Below are 20,068 nucleotides of genomic sequence, written 5' to 3'. Positions count from 1 at the left end.
AAGTAAATAAAGAGTGAAACAAAAGACGTCGCACATTATAACGCAAACGGTTGCGCAAAGGATAGCTTTTTAATTCGCAAATTCGATTAAGTGCGGATTTGCCATACGTTTATAGTCTTCCGTATTCAGGATAATGGAACGCTCTAAGGTACCTGCATTAAAGGCCAACTCGTCGAAACGCTGAAATAATAAAGGATCCGCCGCCAGTTTCAGCTGCTCGTGAAAACTAAAGGGAGGAATAGCGCCGAATACGCAATCGGTCAACTGCTGAGCTTCCAGCGGGCTCACCAGCGAGGCGCGGCTGCCGCCGAAGGCGAGGGCGATTTTAGTTAAATCCGCTTTCTTATCCGCCGGTAATACGGCCAGCACATATTGTTTGGTTCCCTTACCCTTTACCACGCAGAGCAAAGCTTTAGCGCCCTGCCCCAGTTCGGTACCCCGAATTTTTGCCACTTCTTCCGATTTTCCCGCACTCGGATGTTCAACCACGGAATAGCGAGCCTGATGAAGTTCAAAAAGAGCGGTCAGTTTTTGAAAAGTTTTTTCCGACATGAAATTTCTCCGCAACATTGAGAAGGTGAGAATAATCTATCAGGTTTAAGGGGAGAAGAAAACCGTAAAAAGGCCTGCGCAAAGGCAGGCCTAAAGGTATTATGGGTAGCCCCGGTTTAATGTCGGCAAGCTGCCGGGGGCAGAACGAAATTATTGCCCCTTGCGGAATTTATTATCCAAAGCGAAGGCGCCGGCACCGGCAAAGAAGAAATATAAAAACAGCACGGAATACAAAGCGGCAAGCTCGCCGTGATTGGCAATAGGTAATAATACGTCGGAAGCGGAAGCATGCATACCGAAATAAGCAACCGCCATTTCACCGGCCAGTAAAAAGGCGGCGGGACGGGTAAACCAACCTAAAATCAGCAGCAGGCCGCCGACAATTTCCAATACGCCGCCGACACCCAGCTGGGAAAACAGCTCGACGCCGCCCTGTCCGCCGGTCATGGAAATCGGAAATTCCCAGAATTTTGCCGTACCGTGCAATAAAAACATATAGCCGGCGATAATACGCACGAAAGCCAATACATAAGGGCTGAATTTATTTAATGATGATGACATTTTCTTTCCTCGTAAAAACAAGATTTATAATCTTTGCACTGATTATGCAACGCCGCACATCATAGCAATTCGGCATGATTGGAAAAACCCCGCCGGCAAAGAAACACTTTCAACCGAAAATAAAAAATCAATCGGAAATTATCCGGTATTCTTTCATAAAGTTTAAAAATTCCGCAGCCGACATAAAACCGTTAATACGTGTACCCGAAAGCTCAATCCCCTGTTGGTCGAAAAAGATCAGGCTCGGCAGGCCCAAAACGTTTAGTTGGGTCAGCAACTCCGTATTCGCCACACTGTTTCTGCTGATATCCGCCCTTAGCAATAATACTCTGTCCTTCAGCGCATTACGTACGGCGGGATCGCTAAAGGTATATTTTTCCAGTTCCTTACAGGCCACACACCAGTCCGCATACAAATCCAACATGGCAACCCCATGCGGATTATTTTTCAAAGCCTGTTGCAATTCGGCATAGGAAGCGATGCTTTGAAAAACCTCGTCATCAGGCTTGCTCAGCCCGGCATCGGTAGCAGAATGCCAGACGATTGTCTGCAGGGGCGCCGCCGCCACAATAGCCGCCGTTAGCGCCAGAATACGCAACAGCATCGCCGCCCTACCCTTACCTGCGGAAAACGCCAGCCACAGCAAGAACGTCGTTGCCAACAGCGCCCATAGCGCCTGCTCCCAGAGCGGTGTAATCAGGCGGGAGAGTAAAAATATCGGCAATGCCAACATCACAAAACCAAATGCGGTTTTCACTTTAAGCAGCCAAGGACCGGATTTTGGCAGAATACCGTTACCGAACAGGGTGATTAACATCAACGGTAAGCCCATACCTAAAGCAAGTAAATACAGGCTTAAGCCGCCGATCAGCAAATCGCCGCTCTGGGCGACATACAATAAGGCGCCGGATAAAGGAGCGGAAGTACAGGGAGAAGCCACCAGGCCGGCCACCAGCCCCATTAGGAATACACTGCCGTAAGCGCCGCCGGACTGGCTTTCGCTCAGACGATACAGTTTATTCTGCAACCCGTTCGGTAGCTGTAAGTCAAACAGGCCGAACATGGAAAGAGAGAGCAAAATAAAAATCAGCGATAACCCGATCAGCACATAGGGGCTTTGCAACGCCACCTGAAAAGGCAGACCAATGGCCGCAACAATCAGCCCCAGCAGAGTATAAGTCAGCGCCATGCCCTGTACATAAACCAGGCTGAGCAAAAAGGCGCGCATTGTATTAGGTCGCTTCTCGCGCCCTATTACCAGGGCGGAAAGCAGCGGCAACATGGGCAACACGCAAGGCGTGAAAGCCAGCCCCAGCCCTAATAGAAAAAATCCCCATACGGCGAATTTTGTCTGAAACAAGCGAGCGCTGAGGTCTTCCGCCAGAGCCGGAGCGGTCGAAGTCTTGCCTTGCGGCTGCGCTAAATTTTGTCCATAGGAAAAACTCGGCGCTTTTTCCACCGCACTTTTGCCTTCTTCCTCTTTGCTCTCCGCCGGTTTATTCTCTCCCGCAGACAAAGCTGAATTCAGCGCGCCGGGAATATCTCCGAAGCGCATTTCCCGACTTTCCGGCGGATAACAGAACCCGGCGGTACAGCCCTGATAGCTAACCAAAATCCGGCTATCCGGCGTAACTCCGCGCACCGGAACTTGAATGCTCAATTGCTGGCGGAAAATATCCGTTTCACCAAAAAATTCGTCCTGATGTTTTTCCGCCGCCGGGAATTTCACTTCGCCAGTTTCACCCGGCGAAACTTCAACCCGAATTTCCTTTTTATACAAATAATAATCCGGTGCGATCTGCCATTGTAAAAGCAGTGAATCATCACCTCTTTCGGCCGTAAATACAAAGGCCTCCTGCGCTGTTAAAAAACGAGATTTGGTTCCGAACAGCCCCGCAGATACGGAAAATGCCGTTATCCATAACATTAAAAACAGAAAAAACTTTTTCATTATTCCCCGCAATAAAATAAACTTACCGGCGAATTTTAACATAATTTATACAAAGAAGAATAAAAAGCCTGACAACTCGGAGTTCAGCACTGCCATTACCTGTTTCCAACCGCCTATAAAGGCGTTTTTACCGGAGCAGGCGCAAAAGTGCGGTCGAAATGCGCCGACTTTTTTGGTAGAATTCCGCTAATTTTTGACATTAAAAAACCGATAAAACCATGACAGATAATTATTCCGCACAAGCGATTACCGTCTTAAAAGACCTTGAGCCCGTTCAGTTGCGCCCGGGCATGTATACCGATACCACCCGCCCGAATCATTTAGGCCAGGAAGTTATCGATAACAGCGTTGACGAAGCTCTGGCCGGTTACGCCGATAAAATCGAAGTGATTTTACATCCCGACCAATCCCTTGAAGTCATTGATAACGGTCGCGGTATGCCGGTGGATATTCACCCTACCGAAAAAATTTCCGGCGTCGAACTTATTCTGTGTAAACTGCACGCCGGCGGCAAATTCTCCAATAAAAATTATACCTACTCCGGCGGTTTGCACGGGGTCGGGATTTCCGTGGTCAACGCCCTGTCCGAACGGGTGGAGGTGCAGGTTAAACGGGACGGACAAATTTATAAAATCGTCTTCGCCAACGGCCATAAAATCGAAGATTTACAGGTCATCGGCAGCTGCGGCAGACGTAATACCGGCACCAAAGTACATTTCAAACCTAACCCGAAATATTTTGACAGCGAAAAATTTTCCGTCGCCCGCCTGCGTCATCTGCTACGTGCCAAAGCGGTACTCTGCTCCGGTTTACAGATAAAATTTATCGATAAAGTCAATAACACGGAAGAAAGCTGGTGCTATAAGGACGGCCTGTCCGATTATCTGAGCGAATCGGTGAGGGACTATAGCTGCCTGCCGGAAACGCCTTTTGTAGGAGAATTCAGCGGCAGCGGCGAAGCGGTCAGCTGGGCGCTGTTATGGTTACCGGAAGGCGGCGATCTGATTGCGGAAAGTTACGTCAATCTCATTCCCACCATTCAGGGCGGAACCCATGTAAACGGTCTGCGCCAGGGCCTGCTTGATGCAATGCGCGAATTCTGTGAATTCCGCAATCTATTGCCGCGAGGAGTAAAACTGAGTGCGGAGGATGTCTGGGATCGCTGCGCCTATGTGCTATCCCTCAAAATGCAGGATCCGCAGTTTGCCGGGCAAACCAAAGAACGCCTGTCCTCACGCCAAAGTGCGGTATTTGTCGGCGGCGTCGTAAAGGACGCATTTAGCCTGTGGCTGAATCAAAACGTACAAATCGCCGAACAACTGGCGGAGCTGGCCATTAACTCCGCTCAAAAACGTCTGCGCGCCGCCAAAAAAGTGGTGCGTAAAAAATTGGTCAGCGGCCCCGCTTTACCGGGCAAATTGGCGGATTGCAGCCAACAGGATCTGGATAAAACCGAATTATTTTTGGTGGAAGGGGATTCCGCCGGCGGTTCCGCCAAGCAGGCCCGAGATCGGGAATACCAGGCGATTCTGCCGCTGCGCGGTAAAATTCTGAATACCTGGGAAGTTTCCTCGGATCAGGTTCTGGCCTCCGAAGAAGTGCATAATATCGCCGTCGCCCTCGGGGTGGATCCCGACAGCGATGATCTGTCCCAACTGCGCTACGGCAAGGTTTGTATTCTGGCCGATGCGGATTCCGACGGTCTGCATATCGCCACCCTACTGTGCGCCCTGTTCGTACGCCACTTTCCGCGACTGGTGCAAAACGGCCATGTTTATGTGGCGATGCCGCCGCTGTATCGAATCGATTTAGGCAAAGAGGTTTACTACGCCCTGGACGAAAGCGAAAAACAAGCGGTTCTCGATCGCCTGCGCCATAAAAAAGGCAAACCTAACGTACAGCGCTTTAAAGGGCTGGGGGAAATGAATCCGACACAGCTGCGCGAAACCACCATGGAGCCGAATACCCGCCGTCTGGTGCGCCTGACCTATGAACAGGATGAAAATCTAATGGCGCAAACCCTGGAATTAATGGATATGTTGCTGGCGAAAAAACGGGCGGAAGATCGTAAAAACTGGCTGCAAAGTAAAGGAGACCAAGCGGATCTCGCCGTTTAAAAAAACTCGGCCGAAAATCACCGCACTTTTTATCCCCGTACTTTTTATCGCCGCTGGCAAAACCCTTGGTTTTAAAGCGCAGATGGAATAAACCCCATAACAAACAACAGAAAACGAAAAAATGGAAACGGAACAACAAATTAATTATGAAGGCATCGAGCAGATGCCGTTGCGTACCTTTACGGAAAGCGCTTATCTGAATTATTCCATGTATGTGATTATGGATCGCGCCCTGCCCTTTATCGGCGACGGCTTAAAGCCGGTACAGCGGCGCATTGTATACGCCATGTCGGAACTGGGCCTGAATGCCGGAGCGAAATATAAGAAATCCGCACGTACCGTGGGGGACGTATTGGGTAAATTCCATCCCCACGGCGACAGCGCCTGTTATGAAGCTATGGTGCTGATGGCGCAACCTTTTTCCTACCGCTATCCCCTCGTGGACGGGCAAGGCAACTGGGGGGCGCCGGACGATCCTAAATCCTTTGCCGCCATGCGTTATACCGAATCCCGTCTGGCAAAAATTTCCGAAGTACTGCTGGCGGAACTGGGCCAGGGAACGGTGGATTACCAGCCCAACTTCGACGGTACCCTGGCCGAACCCCAATACCTTCCCGCCCGCCTGCCGCATATTTTGCTGAATGGTACCACTGGTATCGCAGTGGGCATGGCCACGGATATTCCGCCGCATAATCTGAACGAAGTGGCAGAGGCCGCAATTATGCTGCTGGACAATCCTCAGGCCGGTTTAGAGGATCTGCTGACCCGGATTCAGGGCCCCGATTACCCCACCGAAGCGGAAATTATCTCGCCGAAAGAAGAAATCCGTAAAATTTATGCAAACGGCCGCGGCTCGATAAAAATGCGCGCAGTGTGGAAAAAAGAAGAGGGAGAAATTATTATCAGCGCCCTACCTCATCAGGCCTCCCCTTCAAAAATTATCGCTCAGATCGCCGAGCAGATGACGGCGAAAAAGCTGCCGATGGTGGAAGATATCCGTGATGAGGCGGATCACGAAAATCCGGTGCGCATTATTATCGTGCCGCGCTCTAACCGAGTTGACTGCGAAGCCCTAATGGCGCATTTATTCGCCACCACGGATTTGGAAAAAAACTACCGCGTGAATATGAATATGATCGGGTTGGATCATAAACCTGCGGTTAAAAATCTGCTGCAAATTCTGAGCGAATGGCTGGATTTCCGTCGCACCACCGTAACCCGCCGCTTACAATACCGACTGGATAAGGTAATTTCCCGTCTGCATATTCTGGAAGGTTTAATGATCGCCTATCTGAATATCGACGAAGTTATTCATATTATCCGTAACGAAGAACAGCCGAAAACCGTCCTGATGGCACGCTTTAACCTCAGCGAGGAGCAGGCGGAAGCCATTTTGAATTTACGTTTGCGCCATTTAGCCAAACTGGAAGAACATGAATTACAGACGGAACAATCCGCCTTGGAACAGGAACGCTTAAGTCTGGAACAAACACTGGGCTCGGAACGGCGTCTGAATAGCCTGATCAAAAAAGAAATTCAACAGGATGCCAAAACCTATGCCAGCCCGCGCCGTTCGCCGCTCGTTGAACGTGCCGAAGCCCGCGCCATTGCCGAAAGCGAAATGATTCCGGCGGAAGCTGTAACCCTTATTCTGTCCGAAATGGGCTGGGTACGCTGTGCCAAGGGCCATGATATTGATGCCGGCGCACTGAACTATAAGGCGGGCGACGCCTATCTGGCTCATGCCTGCGGTAAGAGTAATCAGGCGGCGGTCTTTATTGACAGCAGCGGGCGTAGTTATGCGCTGGATCCTCTGTCTCTTCCTTCCGCCCGTTCCCAAGGTGAACCTCTCACCGGTAAATTAACCCTACCGCCGAATGCAAGCGTCCGTCAGGTATTGATTGAAGCGGAAGATCAGGCGCTGCTGATGGCTTCCGATGCAGGTTACGGCTTTATCTGTAAATTTGAAGATCTGGTGGCGCGTAACAAAGCCGGCAAAGCGGTGATCAGCCTGCCGGAAAATGCCAATGTGCTACCGGCATTAAGCATAGCGGATCCCGAGGCATTGTTAGTGGCGCTGACGAAAGCGGGCCGTATGCTGATTTTCCCGGTACGGGATCTGCCTTCGCTGGCAAAGGGCAAAGGCAATAAAATTATTACCATTCCCGCCGCCGAAGCAAAAGCAGGCTCGGATTTACTGGTCAAACTATTATTAATCGGTGAAAAAGACGGCCTGATATTCCATTCCGGCAAACGGAAAATCACCCTGAAAGCGGAGGATCTGCAAAAATTCCGTGCCGAACGGGGGCGTAAAGGCACCCAGCTGCCGCGCGGTCTGCACAGCGGCGCCGAAATCGAAATACTGAAAGCGGAAGCTTAAACCGCATAAAAAAATACCTCCCTGAGCCGGGAGGTATTTTTATAGGTAATAGATCTGATAGGCTAAAACTAAGGGCGCCGGCTCTCCGGCTCCAACTCCTCCAGTCTTGCCGCTGCCATAGCGGCGGATTCCGTATCGGATTTGGCACTTTGACGATACCAATGGATTGCCTTTGCGCGGTTGGGGCGCGTGCCTTCGCCTCTTTCGTACATTACCCCCAGTTTAAACTGCGCCTCGCCGTCGCCGGCTTTAGCCGCCCGTTCGAACCAGGTAAAGGAAGAATTCAAATTATTTTTACGGTAATAAGCGTTTCCCAGCATTGTCATTGCCTGCGGATAACGGATATTGGCGGCACGCTGCAGAATTTTTATCGCAAAGTCCGTGTCTTTTTTCACCCCCAAGCCGTCCAGATACATCATACCCAGGTAGGTTACCGCTTTTACGCTGCCTTTTTCCGCCGCCTCATTAAACCACCAATAGGCTTGCTCGGTATCTTTTTGCGTACCTCGCCCGGTAATATATAAGACGCCCAGATTAACCTGCGCCGCCGCATTTCCCCGTTGCGCCAGGGCTAATAGGTTCCGATGCACGCTTTGCCAATCCCCTTTATTCGCTGCCTGCTGAGTATTTTTAATCAGTTCGTCATCACTCGGTCCCTGTAAGTTCAGGCTCTCCACCGCCTGATTATCCACGCCCTTTTCTCCGCCGGAAAGGGGATTTGCCTGCACGCCGAATGCGCAACACAATAAAACTAAAAAACCTAATCTCATATATTCACCCTGATCTTTCCGATTACGCCGCATACAGCAGCAAAATAAAAAAAACTAAACTATTTCCCATTTCAATTAAACCTATCTGCCGCACCGAAAGTTTCTTTCCCGGTAGCCATAAGGCTCGTACCAAGGCGGGAAAAAATGCCGCCGCCAGCAAATATTGTTGCATAAAAATAAACAGTAAAACACAAAGCAGATGAAAAATCAGCGAAGCTTTCAAATAACGCGGATTTTTGCGCTCCCGCAATACCGACTTTACATATAGGGTGGTACCGATAAAAAATAAAGCGGGATAAAAGCCGACCTGCCAAATGCGTACATCGCTCGAACTGTCGGCGAAATAATAAGCCGCAGCGCCTGCCAGAGAAAAAATAGCGATGGCGGCCAAATCGTTACATAAGGCCCGTTCTTCTTTACGGCGGCTGAAATAAGCGTTAACCGCAGCCAAAGGCAGCATCGCCGCAGCAAAAAAAACAATATGCGGATTATAATAAAGTGCGGGCAAAACAAGCAGCAGGGCGACGCCGAGATAAATCGCCGACCATCGGAAATACAAAGGCTTATATTGCCGCTGACATAGTTTTAGCAACGGATAAGTGGCCAAATAAAGGAAAAACCAAGCGCTCAGCAGAAAAATATGCTGCCACAGCGGACGGGACAGAGCAACGCCGTATAAAAAGGGCAACAATGCCATAACAATGGCACCGTGCTGATTGGAAATAAGGGGTTTTATCATTTATTTGTTATTTCTTCCTTAATGATCTGCTAAAGGAGAATGCTACCCTCCTATAGACAAATTTTAGTGATTTCGGTTCGGAGTTGATATAATAACCGAGAAATTTTATCAGGAAAGGAGAAAATAATGCAGCGCATTCAACGTTTACATAGCAACGGACGTCTTGCCGAGGTCAGTATCCATAATAATGTCGCCTATTTTGCCGGTCAGGTAGCGGAAAAAAGCCTGAATCAATCGGCCTATGAACAGACCCGGGAAATATTGTCCTTAATTGATGAGCTGTTAGCTCAAATCGGTTCCCATAAAGCCAATATTCTGAATGCGCAGATTTTCCTCGCCGATATGGCGGACTATGCGGCAATGAATCAAGCCTGGGACGAATGGGTAGATCCCGCTTCCCCGCCAAGCCGTGCAACGGTGGAAGCCCGTCTTGCGCTGGCCGAATGGAAAGTGGAAATAGTGATTACGGCGGCGTTGTAATCAGCGCCGCTTCCACCAGTAGCGGATTATGATCCGAGCTGTCGGTGCGTAAGGTGGTGGCCTGCAGAATTTTTAACCCGCGCACGAACACATGATCCAAGGCATGGCCGAAAAAGCGCAGCCGTTCATCGGGGCTGAACGCCACTTCCTGTAACTCATAGCGCTGCGCCAACTGGCGCAGAATTTCCGTGCGTTCTCGGTTCCAGCTGTTAAAATCCCCGCCCATAATAATAGGTCCCTGATGGCGGGCAACCAGTGCCATCATATTTTCCAACTGACGCCGATAGGCCGTCGGCTGCCATTCGAAATTAATCAAATGTAAATTCACTACCAACAGAGATTGATTCGCCGCCAAGGGAAAACGCATAGCATTTCCCGCTTTCGGAATCATAATCCAGGGTTCTTTTTCCGCCCCGGCACAATATAAATCCGGACTGTTTTCAGCCAGTAATGCAAGGCCGGAAGCCTCGCCCTGGTAGGCAAAGGTGCGGGTATAGAGCGCAGCGGGGAAACGATCCGCATAATGCCGCTCCAATGCCTGCCCGCTGCTAACTTCCTGCAGCAGCATAAAATCCTGCTTCTCGGATAAACGCGCCAGTAGCTCCCGCCAGCCCGAATCCGCCCCCTTATGAAGATTCCAGACCAGAAAACGAAAGCTTTCCTGAGAAAGTGCGGTCGGATTTTGCCGATTTTTATGACAAAGCGGACTCACCTGCTCGAAGCCCGCGGCGGCAGGCGCTATAAACCTATTCTGCGGCGGTAAAAAAATATGTAGCCCGCTGTAAACATAACCCAGCCCCCCTAGCAGCAGTGCCGACAACAGTGCGCCAATTAATTTTATTCTGCTCATTTCTTTTTTGTATTTTCCGTTTTTTAACTTCCTAAACCGGCTCGGTTTCCTTATACTACGCAAATTCATCAACCAGTCAATCACCGTGACCAACCCACTTTGCCGGCGAAATTTTAATAAGGCAATATTATGAGTATTTATACCTATATCTGTTTCCTATCCGCCATCTCTATTTTAATCGGTTTTATTACCCGTAAAATCAGCGATAAAATTCAATCCACCATCGCCATTACCGCTTCTGCGATGATAGGTTCCCTAATACTTCTGCTGCTGGGTGCATTAAACTGGTTTAAGCTGGATGTGGTCGCAACGGAGGTGCTGCAACAACTAGATTTTAAGAGTTTCCTGTTGAACGGGATTCTGGGCTTTTTGTTGTTTGCCGGCGCCCTGGGAATTAAACTGCCGGTACTCAAGGATCAAAAATGGGAAATCACGATATTTGCGTTATTTTCGACCTTAGCCTCCACCTTCTTTATCGGTCTGATGATTTATGCCGCCGCCCGGCTTATCGGATTGGAAATAGATTTAATTTACTGTTTGCTGTTCGGCGCCTTGATTTCTCCCGACGATCCTATCGCCGTGTTGGCGATTATTAAAAATCTTCGTGCGCCGAAACGTTTATCCATGCAGGTGGAGGGAGAATCCTTATTTAACGACGGGGTCGGTCTGGTCATTTTCACCACCATTTTTGCCGTAGCTTTCGGCGGACAGGAAGCCTCTTTCAGCGGGGTTATGGGATTATTCCTGCACGAAGCCATCGGCGGCATTCTATACGGTTTAATTATCGGTCTGATTGCCCACTGGCTAATCTCCGCTACCGACGACGGCAGCTTGGAAATACTGATTTCCCTAACCGTACCTACGGCAGGCTTTATGTTCGCCAATAACGTGCTGCATGTATCCGGCGCATTGGCAATGGTGGTATCCGGCATCATGATCGGAAACTGGACTCGCCAGAAAGGTTTTTCCGAGCAAAGTCAGCGCTATCTGGATCATTTCTGGGAAATGATCGATCATTATTTAAATTCTCTGTTGTTCCTATTAATAGGTTTAGCCCTGTTGCTGGTGGATTTTACCTTACGCGGTTTTATTTTAATGCTGACGGCGATTCCCATTTGCTTGGCCGCCCGCTATGCCAGCCTCTGGTTGCCTTTCAAACTGATGCAAAAATTCCGTACCTATAATCCCTATACCTTAAAGATTCTGACTTGGGGGGGATTACGCGGCGGTCTGGCTCTTGCCATGGCGCTTTCCATACCGAGCGGAACGGCATTAATCAACGGTTCCGTCGATGTTCGCGATCTTATTTTGCTGATGACCTATGCGGTAGTGATGTTCTCAATTCTGGTACAGGGCGTTACCATTGAAAAAATGATTCAGAAATCGAAACTGGTGGATCCAAACCGGGAAGAATACCTCAGACCAACTCGGGAAAACACCGCTTCCCAGTAATTTTCGCCGCCTGTCCGGCCGGAACATAACCCTGCAGGGAATAAAAAAGGGCGTCGCAAACGACCAACAGTCGCGCGACGCCCTTGTTATGGCGATTACCCTCAGGACTCCTGCCGAGCAAGCTCCAGCAGCCAGCTGCAGGGACTAAAACGCTCGCCGTATCGACGGACGTGATCTTGCAGCTCCGCAACAATATTTTTTGCCCCGACTTTATCAATATAAGCGTAAATACCGCCGCGGAAATCAGGAAAGAAAGCGCCGAGTACGGAAGCCACATTCCCTTCTTCCCGGCTGGCGATAATAGCTTCCTGCCAACAATAACAGGCCTCGTTGATCATCATTAAAATACAGCGCCGCACGATTTCTTCCGCCTCCAGATTGTTTGAGGTAACTATTTCCAGAGTATGATAAATACTGCCGTCTTCCATACTGCGCTCACCGCTATCGGAATGGTAGAGATAAAAACCGCGTTTGTTTTTCGTTCCTTTTCTGTCATTCTCAATCAGATAACGAACGCGTTCCGGCAATGCGAAACGACTGCCGAAACAAGCTTCCAAATTCGGCAAAGACTGTACCAGTACATCCAGTCCCATATCATCGATCATCGCCAACGGCCCTAAACTAAAGCCGAATTCCTGCAAGGAACGATCCACAAATTCAATGGCTTCGCCGTCAATAACGCAACGAATCGCTTCCAACAAATAAGGGGTCAAAATGCGATTAACAAAAAATCCGGGCTTATCCGCCACCAGTAACGGAATTTTTCCCTGCTGCACGGCAAAATGAATGGCTTTGGCCAGGGTATGTTCGGAGGTTTGTTCATGGGGAATTATCTCCAGCATTTTTCGCTCGGCCACAGGACTAAAGTAATGAAAGCCGATAACATTGGCCGGATTCGGCGCGCTTTCCGCAATTTCCTTCACCGAAAGGGTCGAAGTATTGGTGGCATACACAATATTATCGCCGAAATACTTCATTCCCTCGCTGACCATTTGCTGTTTCAGCGCCAAATTTTCATACACCGCCTCAATGACAAAATCCGCCCCCGGCTTGCCGATAAAGCGCTCGCCACCGGAAATAAGCTGCATAATCTGTAGCATTCTGCCCGGCGCCAATTCCCCTTTATCCACCGCTTTATGTAACAACAAACTGGTCTGATGCAAAGCTTTGCGTATTTCATTTAAATGAATATCCTTAATCCGTACCGGTAATCCGGCACGGTAAGCGGAAAGATAGGCGATACCCGCGCCCAGAAAACCGCTGCCTAATACCGCAACGCTTTTAATATCCTGCACCTCGCTACGCGCCCGATAATGGGATTTCATGCTGCGCGTGGTTTGTTCAAGACGACGCAATACCTGCGACTGTTCACTGAAAAAAAGTTGACTCAGCGCATTGGCTTCCGCCGCCAAAGCGGCCTTTGCCTCCGTCGCCTTTAGTAGCGCTAACAGGCTTTCCCGCGCCGGACTATTATCAAAGGCAACGGATGAATAACGATTATGAATTCTTTCCAATAAGGAATTACGGATAAAGGCACGGCTTTCCGCCCGCCCTCTGAGTTTTTTCCAAGGGGAAATCCTTGCGGCCGAAGGTGCCCTTCTTAGTTGCGCAAGGTGCGCAAGTGCGGTCTGTAATAATAAATTTTCCGAGGTCAGCACCTCCACTAAGCCCAGCTGTTGTGCATGGCGACAACCGATTTTATTGCCGCTGAATAATAGCTGCGCCGCTTCTTTTAATCCGAGTAAAGCGGATAAACGCCGGGTTCCGCCCGCAAAGGGTAAAATGCCGGAACGAATCTGCGGCATAGCAAAGACAGTGGAAGCGCTGTCCGTTGCAATCCGCACCGAACAGGCCAGTGCCAGTTCCAAACCTATGCCATAGCAATCACCATGAATCGCCGCCACCACGGGTACCCGTAAACATTCAATTTCCCGCATCAATGCCTGGGCATCAATGGCAAAATCCCGTATCTGTTGCGGGGTTTTATTTTCCAATTCGCTTAAATCAAAGCCGCGGATAAAATTATTCGGCTTAGCGGAAATAAATACTAAGCCCTGTAACTGGCGATGGAGTACGGCACCGAGTAAGCTACGCAGTTGCCCGATAAAATCGCAGCCGAATAAATTAAAATCTCTGTCGTATCTATTTATTCGGATAATACCTATTTTATCCTGAACCTCTAATGTGAACAGAGATTGCCCCTCGTCATTATGTTGTAATTCTTCTTGTTGCATAGGCTTTCCTTACTCGCGTTCCAATACCATAGCACCGCCCAAGCCGCCCAAACCACTGGTAGCGACCAATGCCAATTGGCCGTTGCGACGTTTCAATTCGAACAGCGCCTGAATCAAGATACGCAGTCCGGTAACCGCTCGCGGATTACCATAAGCCAGCGAGCCGCCGAGAACGTTCAAACGCGTCGGATCCACGGCGCCAATGGCCGAACTGCGGTTTAAATAACAACGGGCGAATTCCCCATCTTCGAACAGGCGCAGGTTTGCCAATATCTGGGCGGCTGAAGATTCGTGGAAATCGAATAAATCCATATCGCTCGGTTTCATGCCCGCCCTCATCAATGCCAAGGAAGCGGCATAGGCGGTTCCGCTCAGCATATTTTCCCAAACCTCGTTCCCGGTCATCGCATAGCTGCGAATATAGCCCAGCGGCACTAATCCTTCTGCTTTGGCAATATCTTCCCGCATCAGTAACAGGGCGCCGGCACCATCACAAATAGGTGCGATATTCCCTGCCGTTACGCTGCCGTATTTCTTATCAATCAACGGCTTCAGCCCGGCATAATAGGCGGCCGTATGTGAAGATTGCAGTAAATTATCCGCTACGACGAAGTTTTCATAAGGATAAGGAAAAGACACCATCACCTGATCCTTCAACAATCCTTCCAACCAGGCGGATTTCGCTTTATGTAAAGAATCCAAGGTAAACTCGTCCTGCTCCCGGCGGCTTATCGAAAAAAGTTTCGCCATCTGTTCCGATACATCCGCTACGGAATAACCGGTAATATAATCTCGCAGATTCACTCCGTGCGGTTTAAAATCCTGCCATGACAGCTGTTTCAACAACCCAAACTTCCGTTCCCAGCCCTTGGCTTGCAGAATATCTTTACCAATCTGAAGCATACGCGGATTGATACTCAGGGAAGAATTGGAGATGGAATCCGCCGCCCCGGCAATTCCGGACAGAATCGAACCGCTGGCAATGCTGCTGGCAATATTCGCCACCGCCTGCAAACCGGTAACGCAAGAACTGCTGACCGTATAAGCCTGCACATGATACAGCCCCAGAGTTACGGCAATCTCGCGGGCAATATTGGCAACATGGGGCTGCTGTATCACCTGACCGAAAATCAGCTGCTGAATCAAACGGCGATCAAAGGGAAAACGGTTGAGCAGCTCGTTGGTTACCATAGTTCCCAAATCTGCGGCAAACACCTGTTTAAAGCCGCTGTCTTTCAGATTAAAAGGGGTGCGTACCCCGGCAACCACGGCAATTCGAGCCCCTTCCGCCGTACTCAATTTCTGTTCTGTCAACATATTAAATTTTTAAACCTCAAAGCGAATAAAGGGCTATTTCCGCATAGTTCCGTTTGCGCTATCCGTCCCAAGCCCCGTTCCAGCGCAAATAATGGACTTTTTTGAGCTAAAATACCATTGTTATTTTTGCCAATTTGTACTCTTGGAACAGATTAGGTAAAATCTTCCCCATTTCCTCTTGCTATCAGTATTTCAGAAAGATTATGACAAAAAAGAAACTAAAACCCGGGTCCAATACCATCGCATTAAATAAACGCGCCCGCCACGATTACTTTATTGAAGAAGAAATCGAAGCGGGACTTTCCCTGCAAGGCTGGGAAGTAAAATCCATGCGCGCCGGTAAAGCCAATATCAGCGACAGCTATATTATCTTTAATCAGGGGGAAGCCTATTTATTCGGTGCAACCGTTCAGCCGCTGAATGTCGCCTCCACCCATATTGTGTGCGACCCTACCCGTACCAGAAAGCTGCTGCTTAATCGGAAAGAACTGGCCTCTTTGTTCGGTAAAGCCAATCGCGACGGCTATACCATAGTAGCGCTTTCTCTGTACTGGAAAAATGCCTGGGCCAAAATAAAAATCGGTCTGGCTAAGGGTAAAAAACAACATGATAAACGGGAAGACATTAAAGAACGCGAATGGAAAATGCAAAAAAACCGAATTATGAAAAACGCTAACCGAGGTTAACCGCCCTCCGATATATTCGCCGTTCGATAACGAACGGCGAATATATTGCCGCTATCCCACCCCATCAAATCCGCAACCTATAAACATTTCCGGCGGCACAAATAATCAGCCTCTTCAGTCTCTCCCCAAGTGGCAACCCGCTCCATTACTCCGGATTAAAAGGCGGTTGTTTTACTTCCGCCTTATAAACTGAAATCCCTTTAGCAGTGGTAAAAAATCTTTTTCAAAATAAATTAAATCATTTTATTTATATAAAAAATCACTTATTCAACATTTCTAATTGAAATGTTAGAATGCTTCCTCTAACATAAGCCGTTTTTGTTTACACCATAATCAATTAAAAAAATATTGTTAAAAATGACCGCACTTTTTAATCAAAAATAATAACTAGGGGCCAGGCAAATATGAAAAAACATATGCGTAAACAAGTCTCGACCGCTCTCTTAGTGGGAAGCCTTTTATTTTCCACGCAGAGCGTATCGGCTAAAGTGTCATTGCAGCAGATTTTAAGAAACGCCTTTGTTGCGGATCCGACCCTGGACGAGGCTAAAGCCAATATCAATATGGCCCAAAGCCAAACCGAAGTATCCAAAGCCGGGCATTATCCCGTCGTTTCCCTCACCGGAACCTCCGTGTTGGATCAAAAGCATGTTTACACCAGTGAAAGACGCTCAGGCCCGGGAGTTGTAGCTCGCGTTAATCTATATGCTTGGGGCGGTATTGAAGCGGAAGTCGAAAGGGATAAAGCCAAAGAAGGCTATTATCAGCACAAACTAAACGAAACTCAGGAAACCTTGGGACAACAGGTGGGAGAACTCTACCTCGCCGCCTTACGCGCCAAGGAAAATATCGCCATCTATAAAGAAAGCCTGGTTCGCCATGAAAAAATCCTCCGGGATTTAAGAACCATCGCCGATTATGATGAAGGTCGCTATTCCGAAGTTAACGAAGCTCTTTCACGCCGTAACCAGGTGGAATCCACCATATTAATGCAGGAGCGTATTCTGCACGCCTCGCTCAACAGGCTAAGCCGTTACAGCTACAAAGTGTTAAGACCCGAAGATTTAAGCGATCCTTTTGCCGGTACCAGCGCCAGCAATTTTGTGCGCCGCTATAAAAATCCGGATCTCAAAAACTCGCCGACTTACTTAGCTCAACAGAAAGAATTCGAAAGCGCGCAGGCGGCGGTAAAAGCTTCAAAAGCGAAACGTCTGCCGGCCATTAACTTAGAAGGTAACGCCAACCGGCGCGAACATGAGGTATATATCAATATGTCCTGGGATATTTATAACCCGGCGACAAAATATGAGGAACAGCAAAACTATTATTCTCAAAAAGCGGCGGAAGCCAAACTGCGAGAAATAGAACTGGAAATGCAGGAAAAAGCCCTGACCTCGGAAGCGGATATGCTGCGCAATCAGCAACTTATGGCGGTTACTAAAAAACAGATCGCTTTACAGCGCAACGTTGTGCAGGACAATGAACTGAAATTCAGCGTCGCCGATAAAAGCCTGATCGATCTGCTTAATTCATATCAGGAATTAACCTCCGTACAGGCGGCCGAAGTTACGGCGCGTAACGATTACCGCGACGCAGCCTTAGTGTACCTGATTTCTCAGGCCCGTATAACAAACTGGGTGGGAACCAATTCCAATAACTTTCAAAAAATAAATAAATAATCTTATGAAATCAATTATTGAACATGTGGCGCTGGTTACGCAGCTATACGGCTCGCCCGTTGCTCAAGAAGCGCTGACGGCTCAGGTGGTAAAAAATCAAAACGGCAGTATTAACTTTCAGTCGCTAAGCGAAGTGCTGAAAACCTACGGGTTTGAAAACAGCATTTCTAAACGGGCATTACATGATATTCCCAGTCTGGCGGTTCCCTTGGTGGCTATTCTGCATAATGACGAAGCCTTGATTATCACGAAAATCGAGGGTAAGGGTAATCAACGGCGCTTTTATATTCAGCAGGCCGAAGAAGTCAAAAAAGTCATGAGCTATGCGGAACTCAGCGAACTTTACCTGGGTTATTGCTGGTTTATTAAACCTAAGGTCGCTTCCGATATTCGTTCCGATTTACCCGAATATCATTTGCCTAAAGCCTGGTTCTGGAAGGTAATCTGGCGTTTTAAAGCCTATTACGGACAAGTTATCTTAGCCACTTTTATTATTAATTTCTTGGCTCTGGTCAGTTCTCTGTACGTTATGAACGTGTATGACCGAGTCATTCCGAATCAGACTTACGAAACCCTATGGGCGCTGAGTATCGGCGTGATCCTGGCCATCAGTTTCGAATTTGCGGCGAAAATGATCCGCGCCCATTTAACCGATATTGCCGGTAAGAAAGCGGATTTAATTATCAGTGCCGCCTTATTCCGCCGGGTGATGGCGCTACGCCTGATAGATAAGCCGACCTCTTCGGGTTCTTATGCCAATAACCTGCGCGATTTCGAATCGGTACGGGAATTTATGACCAGTGCCAGCCTACTGGTTCTGGTGGATTTACCTTTCCTGTTTTTATTCGTATTCGTGATCTTTCTGGTCGGCGGCTACCTCGCTCTGGTTCCTCTATTCATTATTCCTACCGTGATTATCGTCGGTATCGCCATTCAGCCGAAGTTGGCGAAAAAGATCAATGAATCCATGCGTGAAAGTTCACAGCGTCAGGGCTTAATCGTAGAAGCGCTGGACGGTATTGAAACCCTAAAAGCCAATAACGCCGCCAACTGGGCGCAGCAACGCTGGGATATGTACACGGCCAAAACCTCTGCCTCACAGATAAAAGTGAAGGATCTGAGCAATTTTATCATTAACTTTTCCGTCGGAATGCAGCAGTTAAATACGGTTTTTCTGGTTATTTTGGGAACCTATTTGATTCACAGCCAGGACGAAACAGTTCGTATTTCCATGGGGGCGCTGATCGCTTCCGTTATTCTGTCCGGTCGCGCCCTTGCTCCGCTGGCGCAAATTGCCGGTTTGGCAACCCGTTTCCAACAGGCACGCTTAGCCTTAAAAGGGGTGGACGATATTGTTAATCGCCCGATTGAACGTGATCCGGAACGTAAATACATCACCCTGAAACAAACACAGGGGAAAATCAGCTTTAATAAAGCGGATTTCAAATATAACAAAGAAGCGCCGAAGGCATTGTCCAAGGTGGTACTGAATATTAACCCTGGTGAAAAAGTCGCTATTTTGGGCCGAATCGGCAGCGGTAAAAGTACCCTGCTGAAACTGGCCTCGGGTCTGTACGAGCCAAACGCGGGCGGCGTGCTGCTGGATAATATCGATCTACGCCAAATCGATCCGAATTACCTGCGTAATCAAGTTGCTCTCTTAGGCCAAAGCCCGCGTTTATTCTTGGGCACATTACGTGAAAATCTGGATATTGCCCGTACTGATAATTTCAGCGGCGATCAGGAACTGCTAATGGCTCTGCACCGCTTCGGCTTGGACGATATGGTACGCAAGCACCCGAGAGGACTGGATATGCCCCTGGGTGAAAACGGTTTAGGCCTGTCCGGCGGTCAGAAACAACTGGTGGCTCTTGCCCGCCTGACCATTAAAGACCCGCGGGTGGTATTACTGGACGAGCCGACCAGCGATCTTGATCAGGGCTCGGAAGAAATGGTGTTACAAGCGCTGGCACAATGGATTGGAAACCGCACCATGATTGTGGTAACCCATCGCCCGCAAGTATTGAAACTGGTTAATCGTATTATTGTCATGGACAACGGCAGCGTAGTTATCGACGGGCCAAGAGATGCCGTACTGGAACATTTGAAAAAGAACGAACAGGAAGCCCTTAAAGAGCAGCAAGCGGCCAAAGCTAAGCTACAACAGGCACAGGCACAGGCACAGGCACAGGCACAGGCACAGGCACAGGCACAGGCACAGGCAAAAAGTGTCGCCTCTCCGCAAGCCGCCGCGCAACAGCCCCAGGCAACCCTCGAGCGGAAACCGGCCTAAGACAGGA

The 20,068-nt window shown here is 48.8% G+C and carries 15 protein-coding genes; 7 read left to right on the top strand and 8 right to left on the bottom strand.

The window, feature by feature from the left end; translation table 11 throughout:
* Positions 1–69 precede the first annotated feature (69 nt).
* From EDC45_RS02455 to EDC45_RS02445, 3 genes are all read right to left on the bottom strand, one after another.
* Complete coding sequence (locus tag EDC45_RS02455) at positions 70–552, bottom strand: YbaK/prolyl-tRNA synthetase associated domain-containing protein (RefSeq protein ID WP_133543101.1); 483 nt, start codon at positions 550–552, stop codon at positions 70–72.
* 150 nt (positions 553–702) lie between these two features.
* A complete protein-coding gene (locus tag EDC45_RS02450; RefSeq protein ID WP_133543099.1) occupies positions 703–1,113 on the bottom strand; it encodes a DoxX family protein in 411 nt (136 codons plus the stop codon).
* Between the two features lie 127 nt (positions 1,114–1,240).
* Positions 1,241–3,064 carry a protein-disulfide reductase DsbD gene (locus tag EDC45_RS02445; RefSeq protein WP_133543097.1) on the bottom strand — a complete coding sequence of 608 codons (1,824 nt, stop codon included), beginning with the start codon at positions 3,062–3,064 and terminating at the stop codon, positions 1,241–1,243.
* A gap of 218 nt (positions 3,065–3,282) precedes the next feature.
* Here EDC45_RS02445 and parE point away from each other — a divergent pair, with 218 nt between their 5' ends.
* Positions 3,283–5,181: a DNA topoisomerase IV subunit B gene (parE, locus tag EDC45_RS02440; RefSeq protein ID WP_133543095.1), complete on the top strand. Its 1,899-nt coding sequence runs from the start codon at positions 3,283–3,285 to the stop codon at positions 5,179–5,181.
* Between the two features lie 121 nt (positions 5,182–5,302).
* Positions 5,303–7,561 (top strand): DNA topoisomerase IV subunit A, encoded by a 2,259-nt coding sequence (gene parC, locus EDC45_RS02435; RefSeq protein ID WP_133543094.1) that lies wholly within the window; start codon positions 5,303–5,305, stop codon positions 7,559–7,561.
* Positions 7,562–7,629: 68 nt separating this feature from the next.
* On the opposite strand, the gene EDC45_RS02430 is transcribed toward parC, so the two are convergent.
* Both EDC45_RS02430 and EDC45_RS02425 read right to left on the bottom strand, forming a co-directional pair.
* Positions 7,630–8,331, bottom strand: a complete 702-nt coding sequence (locus EDC45_RS02430; RefSeq protein ID WP_166635093.1) for a tetratricopeptide repeat protein — start codon at positions 8,329–8,331, stop codon at positions 7,630–7,632.
* Positions 8,332–8,353: 22 nt separating this feature from the next.
* Positions 8,354–9,067, bottom strand: a complete 714-nt coding sequence (locus EDC45_RS02425; RefSeq protein WP_133543265.1) for a YwiC-like family protein — start codon at positions 9,065–9,067, stop codon at positions 8,354–8,356.
* 129 nt (positions 9,068–9,196) lie between these two features.
* Here EDC45_RS02425 and EDC45_RS02420 point away from each other — a divergent pair, with 129 nt between their 5' ends.
* Positions 9,197–9,550, top strand: coding sequence for a RidA family protein (locus EDC45_RS02420; RefSeq protein ID WP_133543090.1), 354 nt, complete (start codon positions 9,197–9,199; stop codon positions 9,548–9,550).
* Here EDC45_RS02420 and EDC45_RS02415 read toward each other — a convergent pair.
* Positions 9,534–10,400 carry an endonuclease/exonuclease/phosphatase family protein gene (locus EDC45_RS02415; RefSeq protein ID WP_166635092.1) on the bottom strand — a complete coding sequence of 289 codons (867 nt, stop codon included), beginning with the start codon at positions 10,398–10,400 and terminating at the stop codon, positions 9,534–9,536. The genes EDC45_RS02420 and EDC45_RS02415 overlap by 17 nt on opposite strands.
* A gap of 129 nt (positions 10,401–10,529) precedes the next feature.
* On the opposite strand from EDC45_RS02415, the gene EDC45_RS02410 reads away from it, so the two are divergent.
* Positions 10,530–11,852, top strand: a complete 1,323-nt coding sequence (locus EDC45_RS02410) for a cation:proton antiporter (RefSeq protein WP_133543086.1) — start codon at positions 10,530–10,532, stop codon at positions 11,850–11,852.
* A gap of 101 nt (positions 11,853–11,953) precedes the next feature.
* On the opposite strand, the gene EDC45_RS02405 is transcribed toward EDC45_RS02410, so the two are convergent.
* Both EDC45_RS02405 and EDC45_RS02400 read right to left on the bottom strand, forming a co-directional pair.
* A complete protein-coding gene (locus EDC45_RS02405; protein WP_133543084.1) occupies positions 11,954–14,086 on the bottom strand; it encodes a 3-hydroxyacyl-CoA dehydrogenase NAD-binding domain-containing protein in 2,133 nt (710 codons plus the stop codon).
* 9 nt (positions 14,087–14,095) lie between these two features.
* Positions 14,096–15,400, bottom strand: a complete 1,305-nt coding sequence (locus EDC45_RS02400) for an acetyl-CoA C-acyltransferase (protein ID WP_133543263.1) — start codon at positions 15,398–15,400, stop codon at positions 14,096–14,098.
* Positions 15,401–15,606: 206 nt separating this feature from the next.
* Between EDC45_RS02400 and smpB the strand changes: the two genes are divergently transcribed.
* From smpB to EDC45_RS02385, 3 genes are all read left to right on the top strand, one after another.
* Positions 15,607–16,089 carry an SsrA-binding protein SmpB gene (smpB, locus tag EDC45_RS02395; RefSeq protein ID WP_133543082.1) on the top strand — a complete coding sequence of 161 codons (483 nt, stop codon included), beginning with the start codon at positions 15,607–15,609 and terminating at the stop codon, positions 16,087–16,089.
* A 416-nt stretch (positions 16,090–16,505) separates the two neighbouring features.
* Positions 16,506–17,768 carry a TolC family protein gene (locus EDC45_RS02390; RefSeq protein WP_133543080.1) on the top strand — a complete coding sequence of 421 codons (1,263 nt, stop codon included), beginning with the start codon at positions 16,506–16,508 and terminating at the stop codon, positions 17,766–17,768.
* 4 nt (positions 17,769–17,772) lie between these two features.
* On the top strand, positions 17,773–20,061 hold the full coding sequence (locus EDC45_RS02385; protein WP_133543078.1) for a type I secretion system permease/ATPase: 2,289 nt from the start codon (positions 17,773–17,775) through the stop codon (positions 20,059–20,061).
* Positions 20,062–20,068 lie beyond the last annotated feature (7 nt).

It is taken from the genome of Mesocricetibacter intestinalis, from assembly GCF_004363295.1.
Lineage (GTDB): Bacteria > Pseudomonadota > Gammaproteobacteria > Enterobacterales > Pasteurellaceae > Mesocricetibacter > Mesocricetibacter intestinalis.
The sequence above is the reverse complement of the archived record's forward strand: the minus strand, read 5'-3'. Positions and strand labels throughout refer to the sequence as shown.

Coding starts and splice junctions, on each gene's coding strand:
- EDC45_RS02410 (WP_133543086.1), top strand. CDS start 10,530: ATGAGTATTTATACCTATATCTGTTTCCTATCCGCCATCTCTATTTTA.
- parE (WP_133543095.1), top strand. CDS start 3,283: ATGACAGATAATTATTCCGCACAAGCGATTACCGTCTTAAAAGACCTT.
- EDC45_RS02420 (WP_133543090.1), top strand. CDS start 9,197: ATGCAGCGCATTCAACGTTTACATAGCAACGGACGTCTTGCCGAGGTC.
- EDC45_RS02445 (WP_133543097.1), bottom strand. CDS start 3,064: ATGAAAAAGTTTTTTCTGTTTTTAATGTTATGGATAACGGCATTTTCC.
- EDC45_RS02385 (WP_133543078.1), top strand. CDS start 17,773: ATGAAATCAATTATTGAACATGTGGCGCTGGTTACGCAGCTATACGGC.
- EDC45_RS02450 (WP_133543099.1), bottom strand. CDS start 1,113: ATGTCATCATCATTAAATAAATTCAGCCCTTATGTATTGGCTTTCGTG.
- EDC45_RS02455 (WP_133543101.1), bottom strand. CDS start 552: ATGTCGGAAAAAACTTTTCAAAAACTGACCGCTCTTTTTGAACTTCAT.
- EDC45_RS02430 (WP_166635093.1), bottom strand. CDS start 8,331: ATGAGATTAGGTTTTTTAGTTTTATTGTGTTGCGCATTCGGCGTGCAG.
- parC (WP_133543094.1), top strand. CDS start 5,303: ATGGAAACGGAACAACAAATTAATTATGAAGGCATCGAGCAGATGCCG.
- EDC45_RS02415 (WP_166635092.1), bottom strand. CDS start 10,400: ATGAGCAGAATAAAATTAATTGGCGCACTGTTGTCGGCACTGCTGCTA.
- EDC45_RS02390 (WP_133543080.1), top strand. CDS start 16,506: ATGCGTAAACAAGTCTCGACCGCTCTCTTAGTGGGAAGCCTTTTATTT.
- EDC45_RS02405 (WP_133543084.1), bottom strand. CDS start 14,086: ATGCAACAAGAAGAATTACAACATAATGACGAGGGGCAATCTCTGTTC.
- smpB (WP_133543082.1), top strand. CDS start 15,607: ATGACAAAAAAGAAACTAAAACCCGGGTCCAATACCATCGCATTAAAT.